This window comes from Paenibacillus intestini (assembly GCF_030803945.1).
Lineage (GTDB): Bacteria > Bacillota > Bacilli > Paenibacillales > Paenibacillaceae > Paenibacillus > Paenibacillus polysaccharolyticus.
On sequence record NZ_JAURUN010000003.1, the window covers coordinates 46,916 to 62,538 of the forward strand.

The following is a 15,623-nucleotide window of genomic DNA, read 5'->3' on the forward strand; positions in this document are numbered from 1 at the left end:
CCAAATTGGTACCACATCTAACGATGCTGACCTGCTTTATTTTCCAATCGGTTCATACGCTATAATTCATCAAATGATTATTTCATTAAATGGCGATAGGGAGTATAGTCGATTTTATTTTTCTCCAGAAATTTAACCAGAAATTTATTGTCCCGTTTTGGTGTCGCAATGATATAACCTTTAATGCAATGGTCTCTGGACACTTCGGTTGCATGATCTTCCACGGCAATTTTACCAATCTCGGCAGCAATGGAATGTTTGGCAATGTCGCGAAAAGGGCCAGGTACAGGCTCAACAAGCTGATCCAGAAAAGCTTTGGCTTCATCTGTCCATAGGTGGCGGCTTGTCTCCACCCAGTGATTCTGCCAATCCAGCTTGGACTTTCCGTCAGCTTTCGGCAGCACTTTAAGGAACTTGCGCATCATGAAAAATCCACCGATGCACATGCTTCCAAGCAGCAAAAGCGTCCAGAACGCAATCGTATTCATAAACCAGTTGCTGGGCGAACTACTCGTTAAAAGCTGGGTGTAGGTATTAAAAATCATTGCCAAATCACCTCGGTTTATTGATTTTCACGCCCTGATGAAAAGGCGTCCATGTTCCGTAATTTGCTGTCAAAAATAGCCTCTCATTCGAATTATATCGCATTTCTAGATTTATTTCGATAATCGCGTTATGATAGTGGATAATTCGGAATAAGGGGGATCTATTGATGCTGAAAATCGGCTCCCACGTGTCCTTTTCGGACAAGGGATTATTGAGTGCAACGAAGGAAGCGTCCTCGTACGGTTCCAGTTCGTTTATGATATATACGGGTGCACCGCAGAACACACGCCGCAAGCCTATTGAATCGATGTTTATTGAGGAAGGCAAACTTGCCATGCAGGAAGGCGGATTTGAGGACATTGTTGTGCATGCTCCTTATATCATTAACCTGGGCTCTTACAAGGACAGCACATATGGACTGGCTGTGGACTTCCTTCAGGAGGAAATCCGCCGTACTCACGCCATTGGCGTGAAAAACATCGTATTGCACCCTGGTGCATTTACGGATAAGGATGCTCATTACGGTATCGAACGTATTGCACAAGGATTAAATGAAGTGCTCGATGGTATTCAGGAAACCGATGTGAATATTGCACTGGAGACGATGGCTGGCAAAGGGACCGAGATGGGCCGGAGCTTCGAGGAACTTGCACAGATTATTGAGAAAGTGAAACATAACGAACGTCTGACGGTGTGTATGGATACGTGCCACATTCATGATGCGGGTTATGACATTGTCAATGATCTGGATGGTGTACTGGATCAATTTGATCGAACGGTTGGACTTGACCGCATTGCTGTAATGCACATTAACGATAGTAAAAACCCTGCCGGTGCACGCAAAGACCGTCATACACCGATTGGATCGGGCTGGATTGGTTTTGAAGCAATCAACCGTATTGTAAACCATGAGAAGCTGAATAATCGTCCATTCATTCTGGAAACGCCGTGGATTGGTAAAGATGCCAAAACCCAGCGACCGATGTATGAAATTGAAATTGCATTGCTGCGCGGAGACGTGGAAGGCCGTTTCGGTCAGGAGTTCCTGAGTGAAGTCGAGCAAATGCAGCACTTCTTCAAGGGTAAGGAACTGGATTCCCGTGCGTATGTACTTGATGTGTGGACACTGCTCAAAAATGATGCCAAAGCCAAAAAAGCTGATCCGCGTGAACCGCTGGAACGCTTGTATGACATGGTGACAGAGGCGGCATTGTTCCCGCATTTGAATGAAGAACAAATCAATCACCGCTTGATTGCTTGGCTTGCAGGGTAATCCCTGCAAGTCTTGCCTGATATAGTTCATGTATGTCTTGTCTAATTGAAGGAGGAAGATTAACCCGATGGAGATTCACGCAAAACAAATACGACCTGATGATCAAAACCGCGCCAATCGAGCGCGTATGCTTATTTCCTGTCCGGATGGTCCGGGAATTGTAGCAGCGGTATCACACTTTTTGCATCAACATGGTGCCAACATTGTACAGTCTGACCAGTATACGATGGACCCGTCAGGCGGTATGTTTTTTATGCGGATCGAGTTCGATCTACCGCAACTGGAGAGCAACTTGGCGAAGCTGGAAGCGGATTTTGCCGATGTGGCAACACGTTTCGAGATGGAATGGTCTCTTTCAGCGGTTAGCCGCAAAAAAAGGTTGGCTATTTTTGTATCCAAAGAGGATCACTGTTTGGTAGAGCTGCTCTGGCAATGGCAGGCTGGCGATCTTGATGCGGATATTGCGCTTGTGGTCAGCAACCATTTGGATATGAAAAACTATGTAGAGTCTTTCGGCATTCCGTATCACCATATTCCGGTTACAGCCGATACGAAAAAAGAAGCGGAGCAACGTCAACTGGAAGTGATCGGCAACGATGTGGATGTGATTATTCTCGCCCGCTATATGCAGATTATCTCTCCAACGTTTATTGAACATTACCGTAACCGTATTATCAACATTCATCATTCGTTCTTGCCAGCCTTTGTTGGAGGTAAGCCATACGCTCAAGCCTATAACCGTGGTGTTAAAATCATTGGCGCAACGGCGCATTATGTAACGGAGGAGCTGGATGGCGGCCCAATTATTGAACAGGACGTTCAGCGTGTAAGCCATGGGGACAATGTGACCGAATTGAAACGCATTGGACGTACCATTGAGCGTGTTGTGCTTGCGCGGGCTGTGAAATGGCATGTGGAGGACCGTGTTCTTGTACACGAAAATAAAACAGTCGTATTTTAAGTCTAAGTTTACGCTTTAATACTGTGCAAGGTTGATCCGTAACCTCACAAGAGAAGTAGACTCAGTCACTCAGAGAGTGCTGCACTATAAGCCGAGCGGCCCCAGTTCAATGATGGACCGGGTGCCGCTTTTTGGCGTGTATGTATTTTCCGCATAGACCTAACAAAGTACCAAAGAGAAGATGGCCAACGACCCAATAGAAAATGGCACCAGCATCATTCAGATCGGGTACACGTGGGGATAACGGAGACAAAGGGAGATAGAGCAGGGAAGAGGCGGCTCCAATAAGTATTCCTCTACTGAATGGACGGCCTGAACGTCTGATCCACCAGATATAGAAAATCCCAATGATAACAGATACAGCAAGGTGCAGGGAAAATTCGATCCATTCCGGCAGGCGCGGAGGAAGCCCTGGTACAAAATCAATGTTAAGTAGCAAGGTGTATACCTTTTCGTCAGTTAATGTTTGGACCACTTTGAGAACCACTCCTAGAAAAACGCCGCTGACGATTCCGGTTATGATCCCGGAAAACAAGGGTAATGATGATTTTAACGAACGAGACGGGTGTCGCACTGCATCTGACATTACAAGCCCTCCTTGGAATGAAGCATACCTACTATCTGAAAAATAAACCGTTCACCTCGCTCTCGAATCGAGAGATACAGACTAGAAGATGCAAATTTCACGTTAATCTCTAAAAAGTGTATGGTTTTCGGCTTAAAGGTTATACTTCATCCGATGGATTAACAAGGTTTAGCGAGAATCAGCCGAATTTTCCGTAACTTTCTAAAAGAAGGTTATGGAAAAGCTTCACGGCAAGTGATACAATACAAAAGTGAATAAGTCAAAATGAAACATTCAAGCGGATTCACTTATTGTTTATGCGGTTTGCTTGTATGATGAGAGGGACTCGCTTGCGCACCCGACTTATCTAAAGACATGAGGAGGACAAACCATGACTGACAAGAACGAAGCGATTCAAAAGGACGAGAACACCACAATCGACAATCTGTCGATTACAACCGTACGTACTTTGGCGATTGATGCAATTGAGAAGGCAAATTCCGGACACCCGGGTATGCCGATGGGCTCCGCTCCGATGGGGTACCAGCTTTTTGCAAAAACGATGACTCATAACCCGGACCACCCGACTTGGATTAACCGGGACCGCTTTGTGCTGTCCGCAGGACATGGCTCCATGTTGCTGTACAGCTTGCTGCACCTGAGCGGCTACGATCTTCCTATGGAAGAATTGAAACAATTCCGTCAATGGGGAAGCAAAACTCCGGGTCACCCGGAATTTGGACATACAGCTGGTGTTGATGCAACTACCGGACCACTGGGTCAAGGTATTGCAATGGCAGTTGGTATGGCTATGGCTGAAGCTCAACTGGGCGCAACTTATAACAAAGATCAATTTAACGTTGTTGATCACTACACATATGCAATCTGCGGTGATGGCGACCTGATGGAAGGCGTATCTCATGAATCTGCTTCCCTGGCTGGACGTCTGGGCCTTGGTAAACTGATCATGTTGTTCGATTCCAACGACATTACGCTGGATGGCAAACTTGATCTGTCTTCTTCCGAAAGCATCGCTAAACGTTTTGATGCGTATGGCTGGCAAGTGCTGCGTGTTGAAGACGGTAACGATCTGCCCGCAATTGAAAAAGCAATCAAAGAAGGTCAAGCAGACACAGCACGTCCTACATTGATCGAAGTGAAAACCGTTATCGGTTACGGTAGCCCGAACAAACAAGGTAAAGGCGGCCACGGCGGTACTCACGGATCTCCACTGGGTGCAGAAGAAGCTAAACTGACTAAAGAATATTATAAATGGGTATATGAAGAAAACTTCCACGTACCAGCTGAAGTTCGCGATCACTTTGCTCAAGTAAAAGAGAACGGTATCGCTGCAAACAAAGCATGGGACGCGAAATTTGCGGAGTACAAAAAAGCATACCCTGAACTGGCTGCTCAGTTCGAAACAGCAATTAACGGTGATCTTCCAGAAGGCTGGGATCGTGATCTGCCGAAATATGCGGCAACAGACAAAGCATTGTCTACGCGTGTAGCTTCCGGTAACGCTCTGAACGGTCTTGCACACAATGTGCCTCATTTGACAGGTGGTTCTGCTGACTTGGAAAGCTCCACAATGACGCACTTGAACAACCTGGCAAACTTCACTCCGGAAGACTATTCAGGCCGTAACATCTACTTCGGTATCCGTGAATTCGGTATGGCTGGTGCGATGAACGGTATGGCATTGCACAGCGGCGTGAAAGTATTCGGCGGTACGTTCTTCGTATTTACCGACTACCTGCGTCCGGCTGTTCGTCTGGCTGCACTGATGAGCCTGCCAGTAACGTATGTTCTGACTCACGACAGTATCGCTGTTGGTGAAGATGGTCCTACGCACGAGCCGATCGAGCAATTGGCTTCCCTGCGTATCATCCCGAACCTGACGGTAATTCGTCCAGCTGACGGTAACGAAACTTCTGCAGCTTGGGCTTACGCGCTGGAGAACAAGAGCAACCCGGTTGCCTTGGTACTGACTCGTCAAAACTTGCCGATCCTCGAAGGTACTGTAGAAGGTGCACGTGAGAACGTTAAACGTGGTGCTTATGTGGTGTCCGATGCTAAAGACGGTAAAGCGGTAGCACAAATCATCGCGACAGGTTCTGAAGTACAGCTCGCTGTTAAAGCTCAAGCTGCACTTGCTGAGCAAGGGATTCAAGTTCGCGTAATCAGCATGCCTAGCTGGGATCTGTTCGAGAAACAAGACAAAGCTTACAAAGAGTCCGTTCTTCTTCCGGATGTTAAAGCTCGTCTGGCGATCGAAATGGCTTATCCAATGGGCTGGGAAAAATATGTTGGAGATCAAGGTGACATTCTCGGAATCAGCACATTCGGTGCTTCCGCGCCTGGCGACCGTGTAATCCAGGAGTATGGTTTTACTGTGGATAACGTAGTTAGCCGCGTAAAAGCATTGCTGTAATTAAAACTTTATACTTCAACAGTCTGTCATGGGCCGAACGTCTTCCGGCGCTTCTGGCTCATGACAGTTGTTATTTCCGCAGAGTCAAGGGCGGCATGGCTGCCCTGATCTGTGTTGCCTTTTGTTTTCATTAACTTCAGGGGAGCGGGTACGCATGTCACAATTCGATCAAGTCAGTGTAGTGAAAAAGGCCAACATATATTATGATGGCCAGGTAACCAGTAGAACGGTTATTTTGGGGGATGGCAGCAAAGTGACGCTAGGTATCATGCTTCCAGGTAACTATGAGTTCGGCACAGATTCCCGCGAAATTATGGAGATTCTGTCCGGCGATCTGAGAGTATTGCTTCCTGGTGAAGAAGAGTGGCAAGAGATTCAAGGCCAAGCTACATTCCACGTGCCTGCTGAATCCAAATTCAAACTGGAGATAAGCAGCGTTACCGACTACGTCTGCTCGTACCCGGCGGAATAACACAAGAAGGGGAACTCGAACCGCATTGTTGCGGATTCGATTTGCCCTTTTTGCTTCTTGAATGTTAACAGCCAAGTTCGTGCATAAGCTTGTCAGCAAGTTGGATTTGAAGTATCCTTAGGACAAGTTGTTTAACATGGAAAACGGAAATATTATACCGATATCAGGAGGTTTTTGAGATCATGGCAAAAAAAGTGACATTTGACTATAGTACAGCTTTGCAATTTGTAAACCAGCACGAAGTAGACTATTTCGCTGAACCGATCCGCTTGGCTCACGAGCAACTTCATAATGGTACAGGAACAGGTTCCGACTATCTCGGTTGGATCGACCTTCCGACAGCATATGACAAAGAAGAATTTGCCCGCATCCAAAAAGCGGCTGCTAAAATCCAAAGCGATTCCGAAGTGCTGATCGTGATCGGTATCGGTGGATCATACCTGGGAGCACGCGCAGCGATCGAAATGCTGACACATTCCTTCTACAACAACTTGCCGAAAGACAAACGCAAAACTCCTGAGATTTATTTTGCAGGTAACAACATCAGCTCTACGTATGTGACACACTTGCTGGATCTGGTAGAAGGTAAAGACTTCTCCGTGAACGTTATCTCTAAATCGGGTACAACAACTGAACCAGCGATTGCATTCCGTATCTTCCGTGCAGCTCTGGAGAAAAAATACGGGAAAGAGGAAGCTCGCAAACGTATCTACGCAACAACAGATAAAGAGCGCGGAGCACTCAAAAAGCTGGCGAATGAAGAAGGTTATGAATCTTTCATCATCCCGGATGATGTAGGTGGACGTTATTCCGTACTCACGGCAGTAGGTTTGTTGCCAATCGCAACAGCAGGGATCAACATCGAAGAAATGATGCAAGGTGCAGCTGATGCTTCCAAAGAGTACAGCAATCCGAATGTAGCGGAGAACGAAGCGTATCAATATGCCGCTGTTCGTAACGCATTGTATCGTAAAGGCAAAGGAACAGAGATTCTGGTAAACTACGAGCCGTCCTTGCACTTCGTATCCGAGTGGTGGAAACAGCTCTTTGGTGAAAGCGAAGGTAAAGACTACAAGGGGATCTATCCTGCATCCGTAGATTTCTCCACAGACTTGCACTCTATGGGTCAATTCATTCAGGAAGGTAGCCGGAACATCTTCGAAACCGTTATTCAAGTCGCAGAAGTATCCGAGCACATTTCCATTGAAGCTGATGCGGACGATCTGGACGGTTTGAACTTCCTTGAAGGAAAAACGATGGATTTCGTCAACAAAAAAGCATTCCAAGGAACGTTGCTCGCACATACAGATGGCCAAGTTCCAAATCTGATTGTGAACATTCCAGATATGACTCCATATTCCTTCGGATATCTGGTATACTTCTTTGAAAAAGCATGTGGCATCAGCGGATATTTGCTGGGTGTGAATCCATTTGACCAACCGGGCGTGGAAGCATACAAGAAAAATATGTTCGCATTGCTGGGCAAACCAGGCTTTGAAGAAGAGAAAGCAGCGCTCGAAGCGAGACTTTCTGAATAATTCATGGCTCCGCTCATATAGTTAAATAAAGATTGTTAAGTCCATCCGGGAATGCGAGCTTTTGCAGGGTATCGTTTCCCGGGTGTCATTAACCAAGGCAGTTCATCCGCAATATGCGGGGAACTGCTTTCTTGTAAAATGGATGATTTACAGAAAGTTGGATTGGAAATGATTGAACGTTATCGAACGGTTCGAGGATCGGGACAACTGGAAATTGTGATCAAGAAATCACGGTTTATCGGTCATATTATGCCGGTCTCAACTGAGGAGGAAGCTATTGCTTTTATTGATGATATCAAGAAAAAGCATTGGAATGCGACACATAACTGCTCGGCGTACATGATTGGCGAGCGGGATGAGATTCAGAAGCAGTCCGATGACGGGGAGCCGAGTGGTACAGCGGGTAAACCTATTCTTGAGGTGATCAAGAATCAGCAATTAAAGAATGTAGCAATTGTGGTCACACGATACTTCGGGGGAATCATGCTTGGCGCTGGTGGACTTATTCGTGCGTATACAGATGGAGCTGTGGCAGCGATTGAAGCAGGAGAAGCCATTACCAAAGTGCTGCATCGAGAAGTATTTGTCGAATTGGATTATACGTGGCTTGGGAAAGTGGAAAATGAGTTAAGGGGCCGGGAAGTGCGTACAGGTGAAACGGCTTTCACCGATAAAGTTACGTTAACGTGTCTTCCGCCGGATAGTGAAACCGAGGCATTTATCGCCTGGATCACGGATTTGACGCAAGGGCAATCCCGGATCACGGAGGGACAGCGGCTTTATTTTATTGAAGGGGAATAAAATATATGGCTAGAAGAGCAGTCGAACAGGAGTTGTCGAGGGAGCGGATACTGGAGGCGGCGAGGCATCTTTTTATTACCAAAGGATACCGCGCCATTTCGATGCGAAGCATCGGCCAGCATCTTGGCTATAGTCATGGGTCGCTGTATTATCATTTTAAGGAAAAAGCAGAATTGTTCTATGCGATCGTGGTAGAGGATTTCAACCATCTGGGACATCTACTGTTGCAAGCCATGGTCAGGCCGGTTGCAGGCGGCGTGAAAAAAGTGGAGCATATTTTGATGGAGTTTATTCGATTTGGTCTGGAAAATCCATATCAATACGAGATTATGTTTATGATTCGGGACGAGGAGTTGTTGTCCTATTGTCGTACGGAGCAGGGACGTTGTTTCGAACTGTTTGCGTCGATTATCAGGCAGTATATGAAGGAAGAGGGCTGCGCCGAAGAAGATATTCAGCATGTGCCGCGTACTTTGTTTCTGGCGATGCACGGATTCATATCGTATCATATTCAAGACCGTTTAACGTTTGCGGAGATCGAATCCTCTGCGTTGTCTCATGTGAAAGTATTGTGCCGTAACTTGGGTCAGCAGCCTGGCGTGCAATAATTTGCCGCTTATGCCTGCCCCTACACTTCAAGGCGGTGATTGATCATAACATTAACTCTTTATTACGTTATCATGCGAAAGATATTATTTTCATACGCTGAAGATGAAGACAGGCGTTCCTAACCCCGGTACAGGGTGGAGCGCCTGTTTGTGTTTGTCTTTTTTGGAGATGGAACTTAACCTTCCATAATTTTGATAAAATACTCCCGGTTACGCGGTCCATCAAATTCGCAAAAATAGATTCCTTGCCAGCGTCCGAGAAGCAGTCTGCCTTCATGAAGGATGACAGTCTGTGATGGACCCGTAGTTATTGATTTGAGATGTGAGGCCGTATTGCCCTCAGCGTGACGATACTGAGGGTGCTCCCATGGGTACACCTCATCGAGACGTAACAAGACATCATGTTTAACATCGGGGTCCGCATTTTCATTAATAGCAATGCCAGCTGTTGTATGTGGACAATAAATGAGCACGGTGCCATTCTGCACGCCGCTGCTTTGCACAACTTGTTTGACTTCCCGTGTGATATCCTTCATTTCATCTCTTGCAAATGTTGATATATTTTTTGTGTATAACATGTCTTTCCTCCTTGTCGTTGTAATGGCTCTTCTCAATTTTAACTCCCTAGGTAGTAACTTAACCACCTGAAGATCAACAAACCTCATTGATTCTACAAGTAGATCTTAATGATTCATATAAGGATTCATAGAAGAATGGGAACTACACAAATGTTTGATTACATTGAACGGAATTTCGCCAATGTAATGTACTGAAATCGTTTATTAAAAATGGGGAAATTTGTGTATTCAGAGCATCAAATAGTTCGAATAAAAGCATTGACGATCAGCACTGCAAACTGGTAAAGTATCAGATAAGCAAAAACCAAGTAGACTAATGGGAATAATAATAAAGTAAACTTATCCAACTTAGGAAAATGTCGTATGAAGTCAGGTAGACTGCCGACCGGAGTTAAAGCCGGAGGCTGGGAGGGAACACAGTAATGAACACCGTTCTTCGTCACAAGGGATGGACTTGGGGTTTTCGCAGTACCGTATTGTTATATTTCATCGTGCTCATTGTACTTCCAATCATCGGTGTATACGCCAATTCCTTCTCCGAAGGATGGAGCAATTTTGCTGAGAGTATCATGGACCCGATAGCATGGAAGGCGGTGCTGTTAACGGTACGTCTGGCCGTGGTCGCCGCTATAATTAATGTGGTCTTAGGAACCATGATTGCCTGGGTGTTAACCAGATATCGATTCGTTGGCAGATCCTTTCTTAACAGTCTGGTCGATTTGCCTTTTGCATTGCCAACAGCTGTAGGCGGTCTAATGATTATGCTGTTGCTCGGCCCGATCAGTGCTGTCGGGAAACTGGCTGAATCAATGGGGTTTGAAATTGTTTTTCATCAGCCTGCGATTGTGATTGCGATGACCTTTGTTACCTTTCCTTTTGTCATCCGGGCAGTGCAGCCTTTGCTGGAAGAGATCGATCCTTCCGAGGAAGAGGCTTCGTACACGATGGGTGCTTCCAAGGCTCGTACATTCATGCAGGTCATTCTTCCATCTATGGCTCCCGGCATGATTAGCGGCGGAATGTTGGCTTTTTCCAGAGCGCTCGCTGAATTTGGCGCGGTTGTACTGGTTGCCGGTAATATTCCAGGCAGAACACTAACCGCTTCCGTCTTCATCTATGGAGAGATTGAAAGTGATAACCCGACAGGGGCAGCTGCGGTATCCGTATTGCTATTAACACTCTCCTTCCTAATCCTCTGGCTGATCAATCTCGTACAGATGCGGGGGAGAAGAAGATGAGAAGACTCTTAATCGGACTTACGTTTGTAGTGTTCACATTGCTGTTGATCATTCCTCTCGGACGAATTCTGATTGGCGCATTTGAGGATGGTGCAGGCGGCTTTGTTAAAGGTATTATGCGTCCTGAGGCGCTTCACGCACTGATGATGACAGGGTTGGTCGTTCTGGTGGTTACCCTGTTAAATACATTGTTTGGCATCATGATGGCGATTTATCTGGTCCGCGCAGGATGGCTGAGTGATCGGGTGAAAGGACTGCTTAACAGCATTGTCGATTTACCTTATGCGGTATCGCCGGTTATTGGCGGTTTGATGATTGTTTTGCTGCTTGGACCAAACAGCATCATGGGGGGATTTTTTGAGGGCATCGGATTTAATGTGGTGTACGCTTTTCCCGGCATGGTGATTGCCACGTTGTTCGTTACGTTTCCGCTGATGGTAAGAGAGGTCATGCCTGTATTGCAGGAGCTTGGTTCCCAGCAGGAAGAAGCAGCTTCCACACTTGGTGCTTATGGCTGGAGAACGTTCTGGAGTGTTACATGGCCTTCCATTCGCTGGGCGGTGGTCTATGGTTTGGTTCTGACGGTTGCACGCTCACTGGGTGAATTCGGTGCCGTATTGGTCGTATCCGGTAACATTATGAATAAAACGCAGACAGCAACAACGCTGGTCTATCAGGATGTAGAGAATTTCAATGTGTCTGCCGCAAACGGTGTGGCACTGGTGCTGGTAACCTTCTCCGTAGGACTGCTGCTCCTGATGGAATGGGCCAAGAAGCGAAAGGAAGTGCATTGAGATGCATGTAGAAGTTCGTGATCTGAACAAACACTTTGGTGATTTTCATGCGGTGAAAGATGTCTCGTTCGATATTGCCAAAGGCCATCTGATCGGTCTGCTTGGACCCAGCGGAGGCGGGAAAACGTCGATTCTGCGTATGCTCGCAGGGCTTGAAAGCCCAGGCTCGGGGGAGATCCGCTTCCACGGAAAAGTCGTGAATCATCTGCCGCCTCAAGAGCGAGGCATTGGATTTGTATTTCAGAACTATGCGTTGTTCAAACATATGAGTGTTTTTGATAATATTGCGTTTGGCCTTAAGGTGAAAAAGACACCCAAAGCCCAGATTCGTGATCGTGTGATGGAACTCGTTGAGCTGACTGGGCTGAAAGGTTTCGAACAGCGTTATCCGCACCAGTTGTCGGGTGGACAACGTCAGCGTGTAGCTTTTGCCAGAGCGCTTGCGCCAGAGCCGCAGCTGTTGCTGTTGGATGAACCGTTTGCGGCCATTGATGCAAAGATCCGTCAAGAGCTTCGTTCATGGCTGCGTGAGTTGATCGAGCGGGTAGGCATCACGTCCATCTTTGTTACTCACGACCAGGATGAAGCGATTGAAGTCGCAGACGAGATTATGATTATCAGCCAAGGACGTTTGGAACAAAAGGGTACTCCTTGGGATATTTATAAAAACCCGCAGACCCCATTCGTAGCGACTTTTATTGGGGAGTCTACCGTGGTGGAGGATGCCTCTCAGCTGAAAGGTTTCGAACATGCTGTGCATGGTGGCAATACGCGCGCACTGATCAGACCGGAGTATATCGAGATTGGACTTAAAAACGAGTTCACGATGTTGTCTGCAACGGAAAAAGGCATTGTGAAACATCTTCACTTCCGCGGTAGTGAATGGATGGTTGAAGTTGAGGTGGAGGGACATAAGCTCATCACCTATCGCTCATTGGAGAAAACGACACTGGAGATCGGGCAAACGATTCGTGTGCTTGTGCACCGCGCCTATTTGTTCAACGACTCGGAGAGCTGGGTTGTTGAGAACCGACTTAAAGAAGATCCGATGCCTGTCATGATCTAGAGCCTGTTATGTTAAGAATAAAGCAGAAATGAAAGAAGGAGCGGCCATGCAGACGAGCCAAAACAATAAGAAATTTATACCTCTATACGTGATCCTGATGCTTGTGCTCGTCTGTGTGACTGCCGGATGTAGCAAGCAGGAGCCAGGGCAGCCAGCCGGGGTTTCGAGTGGGGATTCTTCGAACACACTGGTTATTGGTGCATATAGCGTAGCGAAGGATGCGGTAGGTGAACTGTTGCCCAAGTTCCAGTCAGAATGGAAAGCCAAAACGGGACAGAGCATTAATTTTCAAGAGTCTTATGAAGCCTCAGGAACTCAAGCTAGAGCGATCGTCGGCGGGTTCGAAGCGGATGTAGCCTTGCTGGCGATGGAAAGTGACATCGATAAACTGGTGAAGGCCAAGCTGGTCACTACGGATTGGAAACAAACGCCGAATGAGGGCATGATTACCCGTTCGATTGTTGTTTTAGGTACACGAGCAGGCAATCCACTGGGGATTAAAGATTTCCAGGATTTAACCAAGCCTGGCGTAAAGGTGCTGTATCCTAACCCGAAAACATCCGGTGGTGCACAGTGGGATATTAATGCAATCTATGGTGCAGGATTGAAGCTTTCGGAGGAGAAAGAGGGCAAGAAAGACCCTGCCGCAGCCAAAGCATTTCTGGAAGAGGTGCACCAGAACGTTGAATCCCTGGATAAGAGTGGCCGTTCCTCGATGGCGGCATTTGAATACGGTGTAGGGGACGTCATCGTAACATACGAAAATGAATTGCTCGCTCGAATCGCAAAGGGTGTAGATTATGATATCGTGGTGCCGAAAGATACGATACTCATCGAAAATCCTGCAGTGGTGGTGGATAAATACGCTGACAAACATGGCAATCGGGAGCTGGCGGAAGCCTTTATCGCATACTTGCGGACACCTGAAGCGCAGCGTATTTTTGCGAAACACGGCTTCCGCTCGGTAGACCCGGATGTATTTGCCGAGACGAAAGAATCGTTCCCGACACCAGCGGGACTGTTTGATATCAACTATCTGGGTGGATGGGATGAGGTTCGTAAGACGCTCTATTCCAAGCGCGGCGTATGGTATCAGGTACTGGCGGGACTGTAGCAGCTAATGTGAACCTTCATTTTACGGCATGCCGAGATGGAGGTTTTTTACTACGAAAAGGTTATAATAGGAAGTATACTAATACACATGTTGGCATAATCGTAATTGCAGAGAGGTGTGACCGTAATGAGTACAGAGATCAAATTGTCCCAAAGCACAGCGATTCGGCTGGAGCAGGCCCGCGGCAAGGGCATGTCAGACGCGGATATATTAAAAGCGATTCAAGCCAAGGATGTAGCGGCATTTGATAGCGTATCCGAAGAGCATTATCGGTACGATACGTTTTTCTCCTATGCGGACGAGCATGGTGAGAATTTGGAAGAGGCTGTACGGAACGGGTATCGAATTACGTTTAATACGCGTGGAGGACTTGGCATCTGGCTGGAAAAAGCATTTAATCTGCAAGTAGACAAGGATTTCACGGTCGGTGAGGGGATCATTACCGGTTTGCAGTTGACTGCAGAACAGGCTGAGGTGCTAGAGCAACGTCTGGCATGGAACTGGGTCATCACGGATGCCTTAGAGGTTCCTGCTGGCCGTGAACTGACGTTGAAACTGCGTGCGCTGGTGTGAGCGGACGCATACGGAATCATCATGTCTGAGGCTGGGTTTCTCCAGCCCGGTCAGACGACAGACTTTCCCGGACAGCTGTGATGAGCTGCGAGTGGGGGAGTCTTTTTTTTGCAAAAGCGGAGGTAGGGGATTACAATTTACATAAAATATTTGTGGCACAACTTTGTTGATAACGAAGGAAGAGACATCACATCTGAGCTGAATCGGCTTCAGGGAGCGAGAGGGGAATGCGGAATGAATCAGCTCACATTTCTGGGCACAGGCGACGCCATGGGTGTCCCAAGGGTGTATTGTAGTTGTGAGGTATGTGCAGAGGCGAGGCAGACAGGAGAAAATCGACGAAAACGTTCATCGGTCATGATTCATGATGGTAGTCACGTGGAAGATCAGCCTGAAGACGGGATGTTTATGATCGACTGCGGGCCGGACTGGCGTTCCCAGATGGAAGATCAGGGAATGCGCATGGTGCATACGTTGCTGATTACACATGCGCATTTTGATCATATTGGCGGCCTGCCGGAATGGGCGGATGCGTGCCGCTGGCTAGGCATGAAGGGCAAACTGTATGCCCCGCGTGAGGTAATTGTTACGATACAGGGACAATTTCCGTGGCTCGCTCGTCACATGGATTTTATGGAAACGGATAACGGGATTGAACTCGGTGGATGGAAGGTTCGTTCCTGGAAAGTGTGTCATGGACATAACGGTTTTTCCTATGCATATCGGCTGGAGCGTGAGGGTTATGCGTGGGCGTACTGCTCGGACGCTATAGATTTGAAGGAAGAGGAGCAGGAACTGTTGCGCGGACTGGACCTACTGGTATTGGGCACAAGTTTTGTGCATGAGCTGGCGGAGTTTTCGACGCGTTCGGTGTATGATATGCAGGAGGCGCAGGAGCTTTTGCTAGAGTTGAAGCCGGGACACACCTATTTTACACATATGTCCCATGATGTAGATGTAAGGCAGGACTATAAACTGGATCAGGGCATTACCATAGCACGAACAGGCATGACGGTGACGCTGGGCTAAGATTCGATGTGAAATCAGGATTCGGCATTGAAA

Annotated in this window: 16 protein-coding genes; 13 read left to right on the top strand and 3 right to left on the bottom strand. The window is 47.2% G+C overall.

Features of this window, described 5'->3' with window-relative positions:
• Positions 1-77: 77 nt before the first annotated feature.
• Positions 78-545, bottom strand: a complete 468-nt coding sequence (locus J2T16_RS09460; protein WP_154890895.1) for a DUF2621 domain-containing protein — start codon at positions 543-545, stop codon at positions 78-80.
• Between the two features lie 167 nt (positions 546-712).
• Here J2T16_RS09460 and J2T16_RS09465 point away from each other — a divergent pair, with 167 nt between their 5' ends.
• Positions 713-1,819 (top strand): deoxyribonuclease IV, encoded by a 1,107-nt coding sequence (locus tag J2T16_RS09465; protein WP_090918070.1) that lies wholly within the window; start codon positions 713-715, stop codon positions 1,817-1,819.
• Between the two features lie 67 nt (positions 1,820-1,886).
• Positions 1,887-2,780 carry a formyltetrahydrofolate deformylase gene (gene purU, locus J2T16_RS09470; RefSeq protein WP_090918068.1) on the top strand — a complete coding sequence of 298 codons (894 nt, stop codon included), beginning with the start codon at positions 1,887-1,889 and terminating at the stop codon, positions 2,778-2,780.
• 106 nt (positions 2,781-2,886) lie between these two features.
• On the opposite strand, the gene J2T16_RS09475 is transcribed toward purU, so the two are convergent.
• Positions 2,887-3,366: a hypothetical protein gene (locus J2T16_RS09475; RefSeq protein ID WP_499018225.1), complete on the bottom strand. Its 480-nt coding sequence runs from the start codon at positions 3,364-3,366 to the stop codon at positions 2,887-2,889.
• A 370-nt stretch (positions 3,367-3,736) separates the two neighbouring features.
• Here J2T16_RS09475 and tkt point away from each other — a divergent pair, with 370 nt between their 5' ends.
• The 5 genes from tkt to J2T16_RS09500 all read left to right on the top strand — a co-directional run bounded on the left by tkt (position 3,737) and on the right by J2T16_RS09500 (position 9,198).
• Entirely contained in the window at positions 3,737-5,779 is a 2,043-nt protein-coding gene (tkt, locus tag J2T16_RS09480; RefSeq protein ID WP_499018226.1) for a transketolase, read from the top strand.
• A gap of 154 nt (positions 5,780-5,933) precedes the next feature.
• The gene (gene ppnP, locus J2T16_RS09485) at positions 5,934-6,251 is read left to right on the top strand and encodes a pyrimidine/purine nucleoside phosphorylase (RefSeq protein WP_499018227.1); all 318 of its coding nucleotides are present in this window, start codon (positions 5,934-5,936) and stop codon (positions 6,249-6,251) included.
• Positions 6,252-6,433: 182 nt separating this feature from the next.
• Positions 6,434-7,789 (top strand): glucose-6-phosphate isomerase, encoded by a 1,356-nt coding sequence (locus J2T16_RS09490; RefSeq protein ID WP_090918059.1) that lies wholly within the window; start codon positions 6,434-6,436, stop codon positions 7,787-7,789.
• A 168-nt stretch (positions 7,790-7,957) separates the two neighbouring features.
• The gene (locus J2T16_RS09495) at positions 7,958-8,590 is read left to right on the top strand and encodes a YigZ family protein (protein ID WP_090918449.1); all 633 of its coding nucleotides are present in this window, start codon (positions 7,958-7,960) and stop codon (positions 8,588-8,590) included.
• Between the two features lie 5 nt (positions 8,591-8,595).
• Positions 8,596-9,198: a TetR/AcrR family transcriptional regulator gene (locus J2T16_RS09500; protein WP_499018228.1), complete on the top strand. Its 603-nt coding sequence runs from the start codon at positions 8,596-8,598 to the stop codon at positions 9,196-9,198.
• Between the two features lie 176 nt (positions 9,199-9,374).
• Here the strand turns inward: J2T16_RS09500 and J2T16_RS09505 are convergent, their stop codons facing one another.
• A complete protein-coding gene (locus J2T16_RS09505) occupies positions 9,375-9,776 on the bottom strand; it encodes a secondary thiamine-phosphate synthase enzyme YjbQ (protein WP_090918053.1) in 402 nt (133 codons plus the stop codon).
• A 422-nt stretch (positions 9,777-10,198) separates the two neighbouring features.
• On the opposite strand from J2T16_RS09505, the gene cysT reads away from it, so the two are divergent.
• From cysT to J2T16_RS09535, 6 genes are all read left to right on the top strand, one after another.
• Positions 10,199-11,014 (top strand): sulfate ABC transporter permease subunit CysT, encoded by an 816-nt coding sequence (gene cysT, locus J2T16_RS09510; protein ID WP_090918051.1) that lies wholly within the window; start codon positions 10,199-10,201, stop codon positions 11,012-11,014.
• A complete protein-coding gene (locus J2T16_RS09515; RefSeq protein WP_090918049.1) occupies positions 11,011-11,808 on the top strand; it encodes a sulfate ABC transporter permease subunit in 798 nt (265 codons plus the stop codon). Before cysT ends, J2T16_RS09515 begins: the two co-directional genes overlap by 4 nt.
• A gap of 1 nt (position 11,809) precedes the next feature.
• Complete coding sequence (locus tag J2T16_RS09520; protein ID WP_154890902.1) at positions 11,810-12,874, top strand: sulfate/molybdate ABC transporter ATP-binding protein; 1,065 nt, start codon at positions 11,810-11,812, stop codon at positions 12,872-12,874.
• Between the two features lie 46 nt (positions 12,875-12,920).
• Complete coding sequence (locus J2T16_RS09525; protein WP_499018229.1) at positions 12,921-13,988, top strand: sulfate ABC transporter substrate-binding protein; 1,068 nt, start codon at positions 12,921-12,923, stop codon at positions 13,986-13,988.
• 126 nt (positions 13,989-14,114) lie between these two features.
• Positions 14,115-14,561 carry a hypothetical protein gene (locus J2T16_RS09530; protein WP_499018230.1) on the top strand — a complete coding sequence of 149 codons (447 nt, stop codon included), beginning with the start codon at positions 14,115-14,117 and terminating at the stop codon, positions 14,559-14,561.
• A 234-nt stretch (positions 14,562-14,795) separates the two neighbouring features.
• On the top strand, positions 14,796-15,590 hold the full coding sequence (locus J2T16_RS09535) for an MBL fold metallo-hydrolase (protein ID WP_499018231.1): 795 nt from the start codon (positions 14,796-14,798) through the stop codon (positions 15,588-15,590).
• Positions 15,591-15,623 lie beyond the last annotated feature (33 nt).

Coding starts and splice junctions, on each gene's coding strand:
- ppnP (WP_499018227.1), top strand. CDS start 5,934: ATGTCACAATTCGATCAAGTCAGTGTAGTGAAAAAGGCCAACATATAT.
- J2T16_RS09505 (WP_090918053.1), bottom strand. CDS start 9,776: ATGTTATACACAAAAAATATATCAACATTTGCAAGAGATGAAATGAAG.
- J2T16_RS09500 (WP_499018228.1), top strand. CDS start 8,596: ATGGCTAGAAGAGCAGTCGAACAGGAGTTGTCGAGGGAGCGGATACTG.
- J2T16_RS09460 (WP_154890895.1), bottom strand. CDS start 545: ATGATTTTTAATACCTACACCCAGCTTTTAACGAGTAGTTCGCCCAGC.
- tkt (WP_499018226.1), top strand. CDS start 3,737: ATGACTGACAAGAACGAAGCGATTCAAAAGGACGAGAACACCACAATC.
- J2T16_RS09515 (WP_090918049.1), top strand. CDS start 11,011: ATGAGAAGACTCTTAATCGGACTTACGTTTGTAGTGTTCACATTGCTG.
- J2T16_RS09465 (WP_090918070.1), top strand. CDS start 713: ATGCTGAAAATCGGCTCCCACGTGTCCTTTTCGGACAAGGGATTATTG.
- J2T16_RS09495 (WP_090918449.1), top strand. CDS start 7,958: ATGATTGAACGTTATCGAACGGTTCGAGGATCGGGACAACTGGAAATT.
- J2T16_RS09520 (WP_154890902.1), top strand. CDS start 11,810: ATGCATGTAGAAGTTCGTGATCTGAACAAACACTTTGGTGATTTTCAT.
- J2T16_RS09530 (WP_499018230.1), top strand. CDS start 14,115: ATGAGTACAGAGATCAAATTGTCCCAAAGCACAGCGATTCGGCTGGAG.
- J2T16_RS09475 (WP_499018225.1), bottom strand. CDS start 3,366: ATGTCAGATGCAGTGCGACACCCGTCTCGTTCGTTAAAATCATCATTA.
- J2T16_RS09525 (WP_499018229.1), top strand. CDS start 12,921: ATGCAGACGAGCCAAAACAATAAGAAATTTATACCTCTATACGTGATC.
- cysT (WP_090918051.1), top strand. CDS start 10,199: ATGAACACCGTTCTTCGTCACAAGGGATGGACTTGGGGTTTTCGCAGT.
- J2T16_RS09490 (WP_090918059.1), top strand. CDS start 6,434: ATGGCAAAAAAAGTGACATTTGACTATAGTACAGCTTTGCAATTTGTA.
- purU (WP_090918068.1), top strand. CDS start 1,887: ATGGAGATTCACGCAAAACAAATACGACCTGATGATCAAAACCGCGCC.
- J2T16_RS09535 (WP_499018231.1), top strand. CDS start 14,796: ATGAATCAGCTCACATTTCTGGGCACAGGCGACGCCATGGGTGTCCCA.